This window comes from Ruegeria sp. CJ2, assembly GCF_056536745.1.
In genome coordinates this window covers 159,040-174,102 of record NZ_JBQFQF010000007.1, presented here as the reverse complement: position 1 = coordinate 174,102, position 15,063 = coordinate 159,040, and the positions used below count along the sequence as shown (strand labels likewise).

At 60.5% G+C, this 15,063-nt stretch carries 16 protein-coding genes; 13 read left to right on the top strand and 3 right to left on the bottom strand.

Annotated features, from left to right (window positions below):
- Positions 1 to 16: 16 nt before the first annotated feature.
- From pgsA to ACR0MS_RS12370, 3 genes are read left to right on the top strand one after another with little or no spacing between them, the layout of a single operon-like run.
- The gene (pgsA, locus tag ACR0MS_RS12380) at positions 17 to 685 is read left to right on the top strand and encodes a CDP-diacylglycerol--glycerol-3-phosphate 3-phosphatidyltransferase (RefSeq protein ID WP_480572772.1); all 669 of its coding nucleotides are present in this window, start codon (positions 17 to 19) and stop codon (positions 683 to 685) included.
- A gap of 3 nt (positions 686 to 688) precedes the next feature.
- A complete protein-coding gene (gene moaD, locus ACR0MS_RS12375; RefSeq protein WP_480572774.1) occupies positions 689 to 934 on the top strand; it encodes a molybdopterin converting factor subunit 1 in 246 nt (81 codons plus the stop codon).
- A 3-nt stretch (positions 935 to 937) separates the two neighbouring features.
- Positions 938 to 1,381 carry a molybdenum cofactor biosynthesis protein MoaE gene (locus ACR0MS_RS12370; RefSeq protein ID WP_480572776.1) on the top strand — a complete coding sequence of 148 codons (444 nt, stop codon included), beginning with the start codon at positions 938 to 940 and terminating at the stop codon, positions 1,379 to 1,381.
- 1 nt (position 1,382) lies between these two features.
- On the opposite strand, the gene ACR0MS_RS12365 is transcribed toward ACR0MS_RS12370, so the two are convergent.
- The 3 genes from ACR0MS_RS12365 to ubiA form a co-directional block, all read right to left on the bottom strand.
- On the bottom strand, positions 1,383 to 1,703 hold the full coding sequence (locus ACR0MS_RS12365) for a hypothetical protein (RefSeq protein ID WP_170387322.1): 321 nt from the start codon (positions 1,701 to 1,703) through the stop codon (positions 1,383 to 1,385).
- Between the two features lies 1 nt (position 1,704).
- Entirely contained in the window at positions 1,705 to 3,615 is a 1,911-nt protein-coding gene (locus tag ACR0MS_RS12360; RefSeq protein WP_480572778.1) for an OmpA family protein, read from the bottom strand.
- 65 nt (positions 3,616 to 3,680) lie between these two features.
- Positions 3,681 to 4,643, bottom strand: a complete 963-nt coding sequence (ubiA, locus tag ACR0MS_RS12355) for a 4-hydroxybenzoate octaprenyltransferase (protein WP_480572780.1) — start codon at positions 4,641 to 4,643, stop codon at positions 3,681 to 3,683.
- Between the two features lie 12 nt (positions 4,644 to 4,655).
- On the opposite strand from ubiA, the gene ACR0MS_RS12350 reads away from it, so the two are divergent.
- The 10 genes from ACR0MS_RS12350 (at position 4,656) to pheT (ending at position 15,012) form a co-directional block, all read left to right on the top strand.
- A complete protein-coding gene (locus tag ACR0MS_RS12350) occupies positions 4,656 to 5,381 on the top strand; it encodes a 16S rRNA (uracil(1498)-N(3))-methyltransferase (RefSeq protein WP_480572782.1) in 726 nt (241 codons plus the stop codon).
- A complete protein-coding gene (locus tag ACR0MS_RS12345) occupies positions 5,351 to 6,226 on the top strand; it encodes a GNAT family N-acetyltransferase (protein ID WP_480572784.1) in 876 nt (291 codons plus the stop codon). Before ACR0MS_RS12350 ends, ACR0MS_RS12345 begins: the two co-directional genes overlap by 31 nt.
- Positions 6,223 to 6,750 carry a hypothetical protein gene (locus tag ACR0MS_RS12340; RefSeq protein ID WP_480572786.1) on the top strand — a complete coding sequence of 176 codons (528 nt, stop codon included), beginning with the start codon at positions 6,223 to 6,225 and terminating at the stop codon, positions 6,748 to 6,750. The genes ACR0MS_RS12345 and ACR0MS_RS12340 overlap by 4 nt, the downstream gene beginning before the upstream one ends.
- 64 nt (positions 6,751 to 6,814) lie before the next feature.
- A complete protein-coding gene (locus ACR0MS_RS12335; protein ID WP_480572788.1) occupies positions 6,815 to 8,185 on the top strand; it encodes a glutamate--cysteine ligase in 1,371 nt (456 codons plus the stop codon).
- A 127-nt stretch (positions 8,186 to 8,312) separates the two neighbouring features.
- Entirely contained in the window at positions 8,313 to 9,380 is a 1,068-nt protein-coding gene (locus tag ACR0MS_RS12330; RefSeq protein WP_480572790.1) for a Hint domain-containing protein, read from the top strand.
- An 85-nt stretch (positions 9,381 to 9,465) separates the two neighbouring features.
- The gene (gene pheS, locus ACR0MS_RS12325; protein ID WP_171239937.1) at positions 9,466 to 10,539 is read left to right on the top strand and encodes a phenylalanine--tRNA ligase subunit alpha; all 1,074 of its coding nucleotides are present in this window, start codon (positions 9,466 to 9,468) and stop codon (positions 10,537 to 10,539) included.
- The gene (locus ACR0MS_RS12320) at positions 10,536 to 10,943 is read left to right on the top strand and encodes a hypothetical protein (protein WP_480572793.1); all 408 of its coding nucleotides are present in this window, start codon (positions 10,536 to 10,538) and stop codon (positions 10,941 to 10,943) included. The genes pheS and ACR0MS_RS12320 overlap by 4 nt, the downstream gene beginning before the upstream one ends.
- A 325-nt stretch (positions 10,944 to 11,268) precedes the next feature.
- Positions 11,269 to 12,072, top strand: coding sequence for a CE1 family esterase (locus ACR0MS_RS12315; protein ID WP_480572795.1), 804 nt, complete (start codon positions 11,269 to 11,271; stop codon positions 12,070 to 12,072).
- 62 nt (positions 12,073 to 12,134) lie between these two features.
- A complete protein-coding gene (locus tag ACR0MS_RS12310; RefSeq protein WP_480572797.1) occupies positions 12,135 to 12,539 on the top strand; it encodes a cupin domain-containing protein in 405 nt (134 codons plus the stop codon).
- A gap of 76 nt (positions 12,540 to 12,615) precedes the next feature.
- Entirely contained in the window at positions 12,616 to 15,012 is a 2,397-nt protein-coding gene (gene pheT / locus ACR0MS_RS12305) for a phenylalanine--tRNA ligase subunit beta (protein ID WP_480572799.1), read from the top strand.
- The last annotated feature ends 51 nt before the right edge of the window (positions 15,013 to 15,063 follow it).

Sequence of the window (15,063 nt, the reverse complement as noted above, 5' to 3'; positions counted from 1 at the left end):
GATGTAGGGTCGGGTCATGAAGTGGAACCTGCCCAATATTCTGACCGTTCTTCGCCTGCTTGCGGCCCCCGGTCTGGCCGTAATGTTTCTGTATTTCACCCGACCTTATGCGGATTGGTTCGCCCTGATCCTGTTCCTGTCTGCCGCGATCACTGATTGGTTCGACGGCTATCTGGCGCGGGCGTGGAAACAGGAAACCAAGATGGGCGCGATGCTGGACCCGATTGCTGACAAGGCAATGGTGGTAATCGCGCTGATGATCCTTGTTGGATACTCGACCGAGCACTGGACACCGTGGTTGGTGTTGCCTGCAACGGTGATACTGTTCCGCGAAGTTTTTGTCTCGGGCCTGCGCGAATATCTGGGCGACGTGGCCGGGACGCTGAAAGTGACCAAGCTGGCCAAGTGGAAGACCACCGCGCAGATGGTTGCGATCGCCGTCCTGTTTTCGCAGGGCATTTTCGAGCACAACTTTGTGATGTCCACGTTCGGAATGGATCCGACGACCATTGATCAGGTTCTGACGGGGCAGGTTGACGATATAAACAATATCCGCTGGCACCTCGAAGGGATGTTCTGGTCGGGCCGGATCGGATTGTGGCTGCTGTGGATCGCAGCGACCCTGACATTGATCACAGGCTATGACTACCTACGTAAAGCCATGCCCCATCTGAAGGAGAGCTAAGCGATGGACGTGTTGTATTTCGCCTGGGTGCGCGAACGTATCGGCCTGCCGAAGGAAAAGGTCGAAACGCAGGCTGCAACCGTGTCGGAACTGGTCGCGGAGCTGACCGCGCGCGAAGACCGCTATGCCGCTGCTTTTGCCGATCTGTCAGCCCTGCGCGTGGCGCTTGATCAGGAGCTTTCGGATTTTGACGCGCCGCTTGCCGGGGTTCGTGAAGTGGCGTTCTTTCCGCCCATGACCGGCGGCTGACCCATGCGTATCGTGGTTCAGGAAGAGGCGTTTGATCTGGGGGCCGTAGCCAATGCCTTTGCCGCCAGTGATGCTGCAAACGGGGCGATCGTGACCTTTACCGGCGTTGTGCGTGATCTGGCCTCGGGCGATCTGGATGTCATGGAGATCGAACACTATCCCGGCATGACGGAACGGGCCCTGACCAAGATCGCGGAAGAGGCGCAAAACCGCTGGTCCCTGGGGGATGTCCTGGTGATCCACCGCCACGGGCGGCTGGCGCCGGGCGACCGGATCATGATGGTGGCGACGGCCGCGCCGCACCGCAAGGATGCGTTCGAGGCGGCGGAGTTCCTGATGGACTATCTCAAATCCCGCGCGCCGTTCTGGAAAAAAGAAATCACTTCGGACGGGGCCGATTGGGTGTCCGCCAAGGACGAAGACGAAGACGCGCTGACCCGGTGGTAGCTCAGTCCGCGTTGTTGATGCGGCCCCGCAATTCCTCGGCCTCCTGACGTGCTGCGCGCAGGCCATCCATGGCTGCGGACAGTTCCGCCTCGGCCTGTGTCAGTTGGTTGGTCAGTTCCGCCTCACGCTGCTGCAGGTAGGTGATCGCCTGATCGCGGGTTTCTTCGGCTTCGTGCAATTCCTGGCTCATGCGGTCCAGATCGGCCACATCGCTTTGGCGCACGCGGGACAGGCGGTGGGCAAGCCAGTTGGCGAACCAGCCCATGCAGAAAGCCGCGAACAGGATGACGGCGGTGGCGATGATGAATTCGATTCTGTTCAACTTACTGTTCCTCTGCGCCGGTATCTTCGGCCTCTGGCTGGGCGTCTTCCGAGTTGCCAGTCGTGGCTTCCATCGCCTCAAGCCCGGTTTCGGAATTGGCGACAGGTTCGGGCCGGATCAGTCGGAATTCGATCCGGCGGTTTTCCTCACGGCCTTCTTCGGTGCCGTTATCTGCGATGGGCTGGGTTTCACCATAGCCGACGGCTGAGTAGCTACCGGTTGGAATCCGGCGGCCGCGCAATTCGTTCAGGATGGACTGCGCCCGCGCCTGGCTGAGTTGCTGGTTCATCTCTTCACGGCCCTGACTGTCGGTGTGGCCCTGAATCTCCATCCGGATCGGGCCGCACTCTCGCAAAATATCCGCAATTTGGTTCACCGTATCGCGCGAATCCGAAGCAACCGTGGCCGAGCCCGGCTCGAATGCAATTTTGGTCGTGGCCTGAATTTCAGCGATCCGCTCTTCACACATTTCGGGGTCTGGCAGCGTGTCTTCAGGCTCGGGAGGGGCTTGATAGGTGATGGACAGGGTATAATCCTGCGCGTCCCCCAGTTTTTCAGACAACAGACCGGCGATGCGGGCCTTGGACTCGGGATCGTGGCTGATGCCGCTTAGGACGACATCATCCGGCGTCACTGTCAGCGCGCCGTTGTGAAGGTGGGACAGGGCCTCGAGCCCGGCCAGAACGCGCACGGGCCAATCTGACGGTAGATCGGGGGCAATTCGGGTGGCGGTATACACCTGCTCGGACCCAAAAGCCGCCCGAGCAAAGCTGTCGACCATATCGCGCACCGCTTCATCCCCCAAACGGCCGCGTATCTGGACCAGACCCTCGGGGCTGCGTGTTGCGGAAAACTCTGTCGGTCCTGCGGGTGCGTCCTCTGTTGGTTCCGGCAAGACAGCATGCAACGCGAAAACGCCGGGCAGAGCGGTCTCAAGCTCTCCCACGACCCGGTCGAAAAGCGCGGCATTGGTGCCTTCTGCGGCCACCAATGTCACATCGGCATCCGAAATGGTGATTGACCCGTGTCCAATTTCCGCCAGTGCGCGAATGCCCAGGGAGGCAGCCTCGGGCCAGCGCGGAGACGGCACACCCAATCCGATCGTGCAGGAATAGGGGCCTGTCAGACCTGCGCCTTGCGCCGCTTCGATTATGGTGTCGCGCGCCTCTTCGTCCTGCGCCGAACACGCATCAAAGGCCCCGCCGGTTTCGTCAATCAAGTAGCGCAGGGTGAAGGGCGTAATCACCGGCCTTGGGGCCGAAATCGACAGCCCGATGCGCAAGCTGGGCGGCGCTGCCCGGGTCAGATCCTGTTCCAGTTGCTCTTTTTCCTGCTGGCTGTCTGCGATGGCCGTTATTTTAACCAGGCCGGGGCTGGCCGAGATTTTGGCGCGCGGCAATCGGGCCAGCGCCTCAACCGCATAGTTTAACGCGTCTTCCCAGCCTTTCGGCTTTGGATAATCTGCCGTTTCCATCAGGTCCGAAACTTTGCTGCCGTCCAGATCGCGCAGCCGATCAACCAGCGCGCCCCGGTCCTGGCTGGCCGGAATGAGGCCAATAACCGAAATGCCGCTGTCGTTGCGCAAGATTTCTGCCGAAAAGCGCGGTGGCGCCAGTTGACGTGTCGCTTCAACCTGCATCTCGTCAATGACGCGGGATGTATCAACTTCGGTTCCAGCCGCCGTCAGTGCGTTGAACCGAGTGGCCTCATCCTGTGCGGTTCCGGTCAGGATGACCCGCAGACCATCGGATTCAACCTCGGCCCAGTCATGGCCCTTTAGGTCCAGCGCACGCCGTACTGCGAACTCAGAGGCCTCTTCGACCTTTGTCACCGCGTAACTGGCCGCCAGCAGGGATATTCCGGCTGACACGAGGAAAATCAGGGCAACGGCGATGAAATAGGGCAGGCGCATGTGCGGATAATCGACTCCTCGGGTGATTGAGCAGAACTCTTACAGAGGCCCGCGCCGAGGTGCAATCAGACCAGCAGCGCGACGCCAAGGAAGATCAGCGGAATAAGGCCGGTGTCCCGATTGGCCCGGAACAGTTGAAGCAGTTTGGCGTTGTCATCCGTGTCCAACCCGCGCAACTGCCATGCCATGTGCCAGCCCATCGCCCAGGGGCCTGCAAGAGCCACGAACAGGGCCAGCGTTGACGCCTGTGCCGTTGCCGCGTCGATGATCGCAAGGCCCATCAACCCAACGGTCGCCACAAGGAAGTATTTCAGCCATTTTGCCGTATCTTCCCCGAACAATCGGGCGGTGGATTTGATACCGATCAGCTCGTCATCTTCGGCGTCCTGATGGGCATAGATCGTGTCATAGAACAAGGTCCACGCGATACCCGCCAGATACAGGATGATTGCGGGGATGCTGACCGTTCCAGTATGCGCGGCCCATGTCAGAAGGATGCCCCAGTTGAACGCCAGGCCCAGAAACACCTGTGGCCACCATGTGAAGCGTTTTGCGAAAGGGTAGATCGTTACAGGCAGCAGAGAGAGCACGCCCATTGCAATGGCGGCCCGGTTGAAGGTCAGCAGAATCACCAACGCCAGAAGGCATTGCAGCACCATCCAGAGCGTTGCCTGCCGCACGCTGACCTGACCCGACGGGATCGGCCGGGACCGGGTGCGTTCGACCTGAGCATCGAATTCTCGGTCGGTAATGTCGTTCCATGTGCAGCCCGCGCCGCGCATCAGGAACGCGCCTATGGCACAGCCGACAGCGATCCACAGGTCCTCCCAGCGCGGATTGCCGTCGCTCAGGATCGCCAGCGCCAGACCCCACCAGCAGGGAATCAGCAAAAGCCAAGTGCCGATGGGCCGGTCTGCTCGGCTCAGGCGCAGGTATGGCCGAGTGAAAGCGGGCGCGTGTGTATCGACCCAGTTGCCGGATACCGCATCGGCGACCTGACCGTCTGGTGTTGGGGCGTTGCCTTGCATATGTAACGTCTCATGAGTGCAAAGATCAGACTGTATGTAGAGCACCCTTTGGGTCCGGGGCAATCCGTTGATTTGACGCGCGAGCAGGCGCATTACCTGTTTGGCGTCATGCGTCTGGCCGTGGGCGGCCACGTGGCCCTGTTCAATGGCCGCGATGGAGAGTGGCTGGCCGAGGTCGCGCAAGCCGGAAAACGCGGCGGGGTGCTGAGCTGTCTTGAGCAGACCAAGCCCCTGCAGTTGCCGCCCGATCTGTGGCTGCTATTCGCTCCGATTAAAAAGGCGCGCACAGATTTCATCGTTGAAAAAGCGGCCGAGATGGGAGCGGCGCGTATCCTGCCCGTCCAGACCGAATTCACCAATTCCGAACGCATCCGACAGGACCGCCTGCAGGCCCATGCGATCGAGGCGGCGGAACAGTGCGGTGGGACCTACGTGCCCGAAGTCGCCGATCTGCAACGGCTGGACCGGGTGCTGGATACATGGCCTGACGGTCGCCAGTTGATGTTCTGTGATGAGGCCGAGGTGGGGTCGGCCCTGCGTTTGGCTGCACACGAAAAGGATCAGCCCTGGGCCATCCTCATCGGGCCCGAAGGCGGGTTTTCGGATCGGGAACGCGCGCGCCTGTCCGGGTTGCCATTTGCGCATGTGGTCAGTCTGGGTCCGCGCATCCTGCGGGCGGATACCGCAGCGGTTGCGGCGCTGACCATATGGCAGCAGGCGTTGGGGGATTGGACGTGACGTGGCAGCAAGCGCGGGAAGGGGACCTGCCAAAGATCGACCGGTTTCTGTCCGAACACATTCAGACGTCGATGTTTCCTCTGGCCAATTTGCGTGACTTCGGTTTGCGGGGGCGTGATCCGCGCGCGGTGAATGTCTGGACATTGGGCGATGGTCCGCGCGCCATTCTTGCCATCACAAACGAGGGTATGGTGCTGCCGCAATGCCCTGATTGCAGCGATGCCGAGCTTACGGAAGCGATCCAGTTGATCCGGGGCCGCGCGTTGTTCGGTCTGGCGGCCGAGGCGTCGCAGGCTCGCCGGTTCATGCATCTGGCGGGGTGGGATGATCGGCCTGCGACCCTGAACAGTGACGAGCCGGGCTTCACGCTGGATCTGAACCAGATTGTCGTGCCTGATACATCCGATGCCACGCTGGTGCCGCTGGATGATGTGGACCGTGAGATTGCCGAGGGCTGGCGCCAGAGCTACCTGACCGAAGCGATGGATTTCGACGCCGACCGCGCGCGAAGCCAGTCAAAGAAAGATATAGCCACCTATGTTGAACGCGATTCTCACCGGGCTTTGCTGGTTTCTGGTCAGCCTGTGGGGATGACAGGGTTCAACGCACGACTGCCCGAAGTGGTGCAAATTGGCGGTGTGTACACCCCGCCTGCCTTGCGTGGACGCAGCTATGCGAAACTGGCTGTCGCGCTGCACTTGCTTGAGGCTCGGGCGGCGGGCGCATCCCGCGCGGTTCTGTTTGCGGCTTCCGATTCCGCTGCGCGTGCTTATATCGCAATCGGATTTAAACCCGCAGGTCAGTATTCCCTGATCCTGTTCAAGAACCCAAAGGACCCGGCATGAGTTTCATCCGACCCGAAGCCAAACTGACCCTGTGGCGCTGGCGCGAGGTACTGGCAGCCGGTGTGGTGCTGTTGGTTGGCCTCAGTTGGATCAGTGGCCCCGGAGGTCTGCTGGGCTGGCTGGGATGGGTGTTGGTGATCGCTGCCGCGGCGTTGACGGTGATCGGAATTCAGCGGGCCCGGTTCAGAACCGGGGCGGGCGGACCGGGTGTTGTCACAATCGACGAAGGCCAGATTACCTATTTCGGCCCGTTGGATGGGGGCATCGTTGCGGCACGTGAGATCGAACGGCTGGCGTTGGATCCAACCTCGAACCCCGCGCATTGGGTTCTGGACCAGCCGGGCCAGCCAACGCTTCACATTCCTGTGAATGCGGAAGGGGCTGAGGCGTTGTTCGACGTTTTCTCGGCCTTGCCGGGGCTCAAAACCGAAGCAATGCTGGCGGAACTGAACGGCCGCGGCGTGCATCCTGTGGTCATATGGGAGCGGAACCCGACGCGCCCGCCACATCTGCGGCTGCATTGACACTGGCGGCATTTCCCCCCACGACTGACCCAAAGACAGACACATCAGGATCGGAGAGCGGTTCATGTCCATCCCCCAGTCCGGCGGCGGGCCGATCGAACGCCACGAGCAACTTGCCGAATATCTGGAATCGGGCTGCAAGCCCAAAGCCGATTGGCGCATCGGGACCGAGCATGAGAAGTTCGGCTATTGCAAGGACACGCTGAAGCCGTTGCCGTTCGAGGGCAAACGCTCGATCGTGGCTGTGTTGGAAGGTCTGCGCGATCGCCACGGCTGGGGCGAGGTGCGCGAAAGTGGCAACCTGATCGGTTTGGAAAAAGACGGCGCGAATGTCAGCCTTGAACCTGGCGGTGCGCTGGAATTGTCAGGGGCCCCGCTTGAGACGATCCACGAAACCTGTGATGAGGTGAACACTCACCTGCGCGAGGTGAAGGACATCGCCGATGAGATCGGTGTGGGCTTCATCGGTCTAGGGGCGGCTCCGATCTGGACCCATGACGAAATGCCGCTGATGCCCAAGGGCCGATACCGGCTGATGAACGACTATATGGAAGAGGTTGGCACCATGGGCCGCGCCATGATGCGGCGCACTTGCACGGTTCAGGTCAATATCGACTTTGGGTCCGAGGCCGATATGGTGCAGAAACTGCGCGTGGCGCTGGCTTTGCAGCCCGTCGCCACGGCGCTGTTTGCCAATTCGCCGTTCTTCGAGGGCAAGCCCAACGGCCAGAAAAGCTGGCGCAGCCATATCTGGCGGCATCTGGACGATGCGCGCACAGGAATGCTGCCTTTCGTGTTCGAAGAGGGCTTTGGATTTGAACGCTATGTGCAATATGCGCTTGATGTGCCGATGTATTTCGTCTATCGCGACGGTCAATATATCAACGCTTTGGGCATGTCCTTCCGCGACTTCCTGCAAGGCAAACTGCCTGCGCTGCCCGGTGAAACGCCGACGCTCAGCGATTGGGCCGACCACCTGACCACCGCCTTCCCCGAAGCCCGCATCAAGAAATACATGGAGATGCGCGGCGCGGACGGAGGCCCGTGGCGTCGGCTATGCGCATTGCCTGCCTTCTGGGTGGGTCTGACCTATGATCAGGGCGCGCTGGATGCGGCGTGGGATCTGGTCAAAGGCTGGGATGCCGACACCCGCGAGGCGCTGCGTGTTGAAGCAGCCAAAGACGGATTGCAGGCACAGGTTGGCAATATCAACATGCACGACCTTGCGCGCGAAGTTGTTTCGATTGCCGAAGCTGGCCTGAAATCCCGCGCCATGCCCGGCGCTGGCGGGCTGGTCCCCGATGAGACGCATTTCCTGAACGCTCTGAAGGACAGCATCGAAACGGGCAAGGTTCCCGCCGATGAGTTGCTCGATCACTATAACGGCGATTGGAACGGCGATCTGACCCGGATTTATCCCGAATATAGCTATTGATTTCTGGCGCACCGACGGCTGGATTGTTGCAAATGGGTGATCCCTTGCCGCAATTTCATGCGTCTTAAGGTTCGGTTTTCGGTTTTGCGGATATAGTCCCGACAAACTTTTGGGTGTCGGTGGACCTATGGCTCGTATCAGTGAACTGCACTATTCAAACGCGTATGCCGCGCAAACAGGCGTGTCCGAGTTTCTGGAAGTCTCGCTCAGCCCGTCCGAAGATCCGTCGGATTTCACGGTATCCTTCTATCAGGCCAACGGCACGGTCGGCATAGAAATTCCGCTCGATGACCCGTCAGTTCAGGTCTTTACCGATCCCGACAATGGCGAGCAGGTCTTTGTGATCTCGGCGGACGATTTCCCGATCCTGCTGACCGATCCCAACGGTGGTGGCCCAAACAATTTTGAGGCTTACGCGCTCACCAACACCGCAACGAACGAAGTGATCGACTTCTATGATATCGGCGGCGGGACGCAGAATATTCTGGCTTTGGACGGGGCCGCTGCCGGGGCGACCTCGGAAAACCTGCCGGTTTTGACAAACCCGGGCCAGACGACGACCTCTATACAGTTTAATCAGCCTGACCCTGATACGCAGGTCAATGCGCCGCTTTCGCCGGGCGACAGCGGTGCGGCCTGTTTCGCGGCGGGAACGCTGATGGATACGCCTGATGGCCCACGGCGGGTTGAAACGCTGCGGCCGGGGGATTTGGTTTTGACGATGGATGACGGCGCATGCCCGGTGCGGTGGGTCGGAGGGCGCACGGTCCGGGGCGTCGGGCGGTTTGCCCCCGTTCGAATTCGGGCCGGTACCCTGGGGGCGCAGCGCGACATCCTTGTATCGCCGCAACATCGGTTGCTGATCTCTGGCTGGCAGGCGCAATTGCTGTTTGGCGAAGACGACGTTCTGATCGCCGCCGATGCGCTGACCAATGGCACGATGATCGTATCCGCGCCCTGCGATATCGTGCGCTATGTGCATGTTATGTTTGATCGCCATCAGCTTGTCACAACCTCTGGCCTGATCTCCGAGAGTTTTTTTCCGGGGGGTGAGGGGCTGAAAGGGCTTGGCGCTGACACGGCGGAGGAGTTGTTCGCCCTGTTTCCCGAATTGCGCGACCGTCCTGACAGCTATGGTCCGACCTCGCGCCCGGTAAAGCGCAAGGCCGAGGCAATCGCGCTTCGGTCAATTTGAAAGCGCAACGGCCCCCTCTTGCTTTCGCGCGCCGCTGTGATAGCAGGTCCTGAACATCAGTCAGGGGCCAGGTTCAGGAAGCGTCATGGACGATCTTAAGGCAAAATATCTGGGACAGATCGCCGAGGCAGGCGACGAGAACGCGCTTGAGGCGATCCGCGTCGCGGCCGTGGGCAAAAAAGGCGAGGTCGCGCTGAAGATGCGCGAGCTGGGCAAAATGACGCCCGAGGAACGCCAGGTCGCAGGCCCCGCGCTGAACGCTCTTAAAGATGAGATCAACTCGGCCCTGTCCGCGAAAAAGGCGGCTTTGGCTGATGCCGCGCTGGATGAGCGTCTGCGGACCGAGTGGCTGGACGTCACCCTGCCGACCCGCGCGCGCCGTCAGGGGTCGATCCACCCGGTCAGTCAGGCGACCGAGGAACTGACCGCGATCTTTGCCGAGTTGGGCTTTTCGGTGGCTGAAGGGCCGCGCATTGAAGACGACTGGTACAATTTCGACGCTCTGAACATCCCCGGCCACCACCCTGCACGGGCCGAGATGGATACGTTCTATATGCACCGCGCCGAGGGTGACAATCGCCCGCCGCATGTGCTGCGGACGCATACGTCTCCGGTGCAGATCCGCTCGATGGAACTGCAAGGCGCGCCGATCCGCGTGATCTGTCCGGGTGGCGTGTATCGCGCCGATTATGATCAGACCCACACGCCGATGTTCCATCAGGTCGAAGGTCTGGCCATCGACAAGGATATTTCGATGGCGAACCTGAAATGGGTTCTGGAAGAGTTCGTGAAGGCGTTCTTCGAGGTCGACGATGTCGAACTGCGCTTCCGCGCCTCACACTTCCCTTTCACCGAGCCGTCGGCCGAGGTCGATATCCGCTGTTCCTGGGACAATGGCCAGCTAAAGATCGGCGAGGGCGACGACTGGATGGAGATTCTGGGTTCCGGCATGGTCCACCCCAAGGTGATCGCCGCCGGTGGCATCGACCCCGAAGTCTATCAGGGCTTCGCGTTCGGGATCGGCATCGACCGTTTGGCGATGCTGAAATACGGTATCCCGGATTTGCGGGCGTTCTTTGACAGCGACCTGCGGTGGCTGCGGCACTACGGGTTCGCCGCGCTGGATATGCCGAACCTGCATGGTGGTTTGTCTCGGTGAAATATCAGATTTCCCAAGAGAAATTGATTCTTGAGGTGATCGAAAGAGACGATGACGGTGAAGGTTTTGGTACAGACTTCCCTGAGTTTCTAACGCAATTTGGATTTGAAAGCCGCGACAAAGAAGAAGTTGCGGCAATGTGGGAGAGTTTCTGCTACCATATTCAGCAGATCGAGCGCCGTGGATTTATCAAAGTATCGCCGATTGGCGAAACTGCCATGAGCTTAGAATTGCTGCCACTCGGTCACGAGCAGCTTGAGTTTCATAGAAAAAACACTTGGTACTTTAGGGCGCGTAGAGTCTTGTGTAGATGGACGGACAAGGCCATAACTTCGGTGGTTTTCCCTATAGTAGCAGCAGTTCTGACCGTTATTGTTATGCAGTTTTTTGGTCTAGCAAATTAGGTATCAAGTTTTGCGCGATACGAATGAGTGAGACAAAAAGCGCGAAATCAAGACCGATAGGCCGCCGCGCTATCGCCAGACCGCTCGCACGGGCTGGCGATTTGTTTCCGCCAGTGCAACGCTCGAACGATATTCGGATTTGGCTGGCATAAAGTGCCCAACACCTCCCTTGGATCGCCACCCCGCGGTCTGGCGATAGCGCGGCTTGGCGTTCCGTTAGTCGTAGGGCGGGCTTGAGCCCGCCATGCGTCGGGTGCCGGGCTGAAGCCCGGCCTACACCAATATTTTATGTGACACGCTGCGTCAGGTGATTAGGCTCTGGCCTATGATCTATCGACTGCTTTTCCTCTTGATGACCGCAACCCCGGCACTCGCCATGGGGCCGTGGAAATCCGATTGCCACGGCGATACGGCCTGTGAGGTCGGGGACCGCTCGTATCATGTGTTGGAACCGGATGGGTGGGACGGGGAAAGCCCTTTGCCGGTGCTGCTGCATTTTCACGGATGGTCGCGGCAGGGCACTGTGGTGGTGAACCATGAACGGATCGCAGGGGCCACGAAACTGCGTGGCGTGTTGCTGGTGGCCCCGAACGGGTTGGGCAAAAGCTGGAATTTCTGGTCGGCGGATACCGGGGATGTGCCCTTTGCCGATCGGGTGCTAGAGGATGTTGCCAATCGCTATCCGGTCGACTCGGACCGCATCTATGTCTCGGGCTATTCCTATGGCGGCGCGATGGCGTGGCGCTTTGTGTGTCAGTCGGGCAATGACATGGCGGCGCTGCTGGCTGTTGCCGGCTCGATCCGTCAGACGGAAACCTGCCCCGAAGCCCCGCGTGAGGTGCGGCACGTGCATGGCTTGGATGATACGGTCATGGATTTCCCGCTTGGCCCCGATGGGGACACGACCTATCCGGTGGCGCTGTGGCGCGAGAAATACAATTGCAACGGCGCGATCCCGCGCGGGGATTGGAGCGTGAAGCCGTTCCTGACGCTCAGCCGCACGGAATGGACCGATTGCGCGCAAGGGCAGGTGGTGCTGGACACCCATCCCGGCGGTCACTTCATCCCGCATGGCTGGATTGGCTGGCAGCTGGACGAGTTGATGGGCAAAACCCCCGCCTATCCCTGACCGTTGACATCACTGGCGGCGCGCGTTCCTCTGACGCCGCTCACCATTACAGGAGGCTATCTGTGAAACCCCTGCTGCTGGCCGCGCTGCTTGCTGCCACCCCTGCCTTTGCCAAGGACACCTATCCGCCGGTCGAGCTGTTGTTGCAGACCGACACATCTGTCATCGGTGAGGCGCTGGAATACCCGGCAGGACAGGCCGAGATCACTATGGCCATCGTGACCATGCAACCGGGTCAGGATACGGGCGCGCACCGCCATGACGCACCGCTGGCGGCCTATGTGCTTGAGGGCGAGATTACCGTGGATTACGGCGCAGCGGGCACGCGGGTCTACAAAACCGGGGATGCCTTTGTCGAAGCCTTCCGCTCGACCCATTCAGGGGTGAACACGGGCGACGGTATTGCGCGTATTCTGGCGGTGTTTGCCGGGTCGGACAGTGTTTCGAACACGGTTGCCGACGACTAGGCGAACGGCCTCTTTCCCCTGTGTGCAATATCCGCTACATGCGGTCTGACCCAAGATGACTGGCGGATGACGACCGATGAAATTCACTCTTTCCTGGCTGAAAGACCACCTCGATACCGATGCGTCGGTGGATGAGATCGCTGAGGCGCTGACTGACCTCGGGCTAGAGGTCGAAGAGATCGTGAACCCGGCGGACCGGCTGGCGGGCTTTACGCTGGGCCATGTGAAGCATGCCGAGAAACACCCCGACGCCGACAAGCTGCGTGTTTGCACGGTTGAGACGGATGAGGGTGATTTGCAGATCATCTGCGGTGCCCCCAACGCGCGCGAAGGGATCACGGTCGTGGTCTGCAAGCCGGGCATGTATATCCCCGGTCTGGATATCACCATCAGCGTCGGCAAGATCCGCGGCGTCGAAAGCTATGGCATGATGGCATCCGAGCGCGAGCTGGAGCTGTCGGACGAGCATGACGGCATTATCGAGCTGCCCTCGGGCGAGGTTGGCGACCGTTTCGTGGACTGGCTGGCCGAGAATGAGCCTTCGAAGGTCGATCCGATGATCGAGATCGCGATCACGCCGAACCGCCCCGATGCGCTGGGCGTGGCGGGGATTGCGCGCGATCTGGCCGCGCGGGGTGTGGGGACGCTGAAGCGGCGTGACTACGCGCCTGTTCCCGGCGACTTTGAAAGCCCGATCAAGGTGACGATTGACGAAGACACGCTGGACGGCGCGCCGCACTTCACCGGGCGGGTGATCCGCGGGGTCAAGAACGGCCCAAGCCCGCAGTGGTTGCAGGATCAGTTGAAGGCGATTGGACTGCGGCCCATTTCGGCTCTGGTGGATATCACCAACTATATGACCTTTGACCAGAACCGCCCACTGCATGTGTTTGACGCCGATAAGGTGCAAGGCAACCTGCATGTTCATCGTGCCAAAGGTGGTGAAACGCTGGTGGCGCTGGACGAAAAGGAATACGCCCTGCAACCCGGCATGATGGTGATTTCGGACGACAACGGCCCCGAATCCATCGCCGGTATCATGGGTGGCGAGGAGACCGGTTGCACCGGGGAGACGGTGAATGTCTTCCTCGAAAGTGCGTTCTGGGATCATGTGCAGATCGCACTGACCGGTCGTGCGCTCAAGATCAATTCCGACGCGCGGTATCGGTTCGAGCGTGGCGTTGACCCGGACTACACCCGCGAAGGGTTGGAGCAGGCAACGCAGATGATTCTGGATATCTGCGGGGGTGAGGTCTCGTCCGTTGTCGAAGCGGGCAAAGCACCGAACCACGCCCGAGCTTACAAGCTGGATGCGGCGCGTGTGCAGTCGCTGGTCGGGATGGATATTCCCGAAAGCGAACAGCGCCAGACCCTGACCCGTCTGGGATTCCGTCTGGAAGGCGAGATGGCCCATGTCCCCAGTTGGCGCCCGGATATCATGGGTGAGGCCGATCTGGTGGAAGAGGTCGCGCGGATCGCGTCCCTGACCAAGCTGAAAGGCAAGCCGCTGCCGCGTATCACGGACGGTATCCCGAAACCGGTGATGACGCCAACGCAGCGCCGTCAATCCATGGCGCGCCGTACCTGCGCGGCCTTGGGGTATAATGAGTGCGTGTCCTACACGTTCATTGATCAGGCGTCGGCTGCGCTGTTTGGTGGCGGTGATGAGGCGACGCAGTTGGAAAACCCGATCTCCTCGGAAATGAGCCATATGCGCCCCGACCTTCTGCCCGGTCTGTTGCAGGCTGCGGCGCGCAATCAGGCGCGCGGATATGCAGATGTGGCCCTGTTTGAGGTCGGCCCTGTCTTCCATGATGGCGAGCCGGGCGATCAGAAAACGCAGATTTCCGGCCTGCTGGTCGGTCGTGATGGTCCCAAGGATGTGCACGGTGCGTCGCGCCCCGTCGACCTGTTCGACGTCAAAGCAGATGTCGAGGCTGTGCTCGCAGCCATTGGTGCCCCCGCCAAAGTTCAGGTTCTGCGCGACGGTGATGCGTGGTGGCATCCGGGGCGTCACGGTAAAATCTGCCTGGGTCCGAAGAAGGTGCTGGGCGTATTTGGTGAACTGCACCCGCGCATCCTGCAGTCGATGGACATCAAGGGCCCGGCGATGGCCTTTACCATCTGGCCGGACGAGGTGCCTCTGCCCCGCAAATCCGGCGCGACCCGAGCCGCATTGGAACTGCGTGACCTGCAAGCGGTCGAGCGGGATTTTGCCTTTGTCGTGGACGAAAGTGTCGAGGCGCTGACCTTGGTCAATGCAGCGGCAGGTGCGGATAAGGCGTTGATTGAAGATGTCCGCGTCTTTGACGAATTCATCGGCGGCAGCGTCGGTGAGGGCAAGAAATCCCTCGCCATCACTGTTCGCCTTCAGCCGACGGATAAGACGCTCAAGGAAGAAGATATCGAGGCGGCTGCCCAGAAGATTATCGCCAAGGTCACCAAGGCGACCGGCGGGACGCTGCGCGGTTAAGCCTGTCTGCAATCGAGTTTCGAGGCGCGCCTTTGGGCGCGCCAACCAGCA

Coding starts and splice junctions, on each gene's coding strand:
- pgsA (WP_480572772.1), top strand. CDS start 17: ATGAAGTGGAACCTGCCCAATATTCTGACCGTTCTTCGCCTGCTTGCG.
- moaD (WP_480572774.1), top strand. CDS start 689: ATGGACGTGTTGTATTTCGCCTGGGTGCGCGAACGTATCGGCCTGCCG.
- ACR0MS_RS12370 (WP_480572776.1), top strand. CDS start 938: ATGCGTATCGTGGTTCAGGAAGAGGCGTTTGATCTGGGGGCCGTAGCC.
- ACR0MS_RS12360 (WP_480572778.1), bottom strand. CDS start 3,615: ATGCGCCTGCCCTATTTCATCGCCGTTGCCCTGATTTTCCTCGTGTCA.
- ubiA (WP_480572780.1), bottom strand. CDS start 4,643: ATGCAAGGCAACGCCCCAACACCAGACGGTCAGGTCGCCGATGCGGTA.
- ACR0MS_RS12350 (WP_480572782.1), top strand. CDS start 4,656: ATGAGTGCAAAGATCAGACTGTATGTAGAGCACCCTTTGGGTCCGGGG.
- ACR0MS_RS12345 (WP_480572784.1), top strand. CDS start 5,351: ATGGCAGCAGGCGTTGGGGGATTGGACGTGACGTGGCAGCAAGCGCGG.
- ACR0MS_RS12340 (WP_480572786.1), top strand. CDS start 6,223: ATGAGTTTCATCCGACCCGAAGCCAAACTGACCCTGTGGCGCTGGCGC.
- ACR0MS_RS12335 (WP_480572788.1), top strand. CDS start 6,815: ATGTCCATCCCCCAGTCCGGCGGCGGGCCGATCGAACGCCACGAGCAA.
- ACR0MS_RS12330 (WP_480572790.1), top strand. CDS start 8,313: ATGGCTCGTATCAGTGAACTGCACTATTCAAACGCGTATGCCGCGCAA.
- pheS (WP_171239937.1), top strand. CDS start 9,466: ATGGACGATCTTAAGGCAAAATATCTGGGACAGATCGCCGAGGCAGGC.
- ACR0MS_RS12315 (WP_480572795.1), top strand. CDS start 11,269: ATGATCTATCGACTGCTTTTCCTCTTGATGACCGCAACCCCGGCACTC.
- pheT (WP_480572799.1), top strand. CDS start 12,616: ATGAAATTCACTCTTTCCTGGCTGAAAGACCACCTCGATACCGATGCG.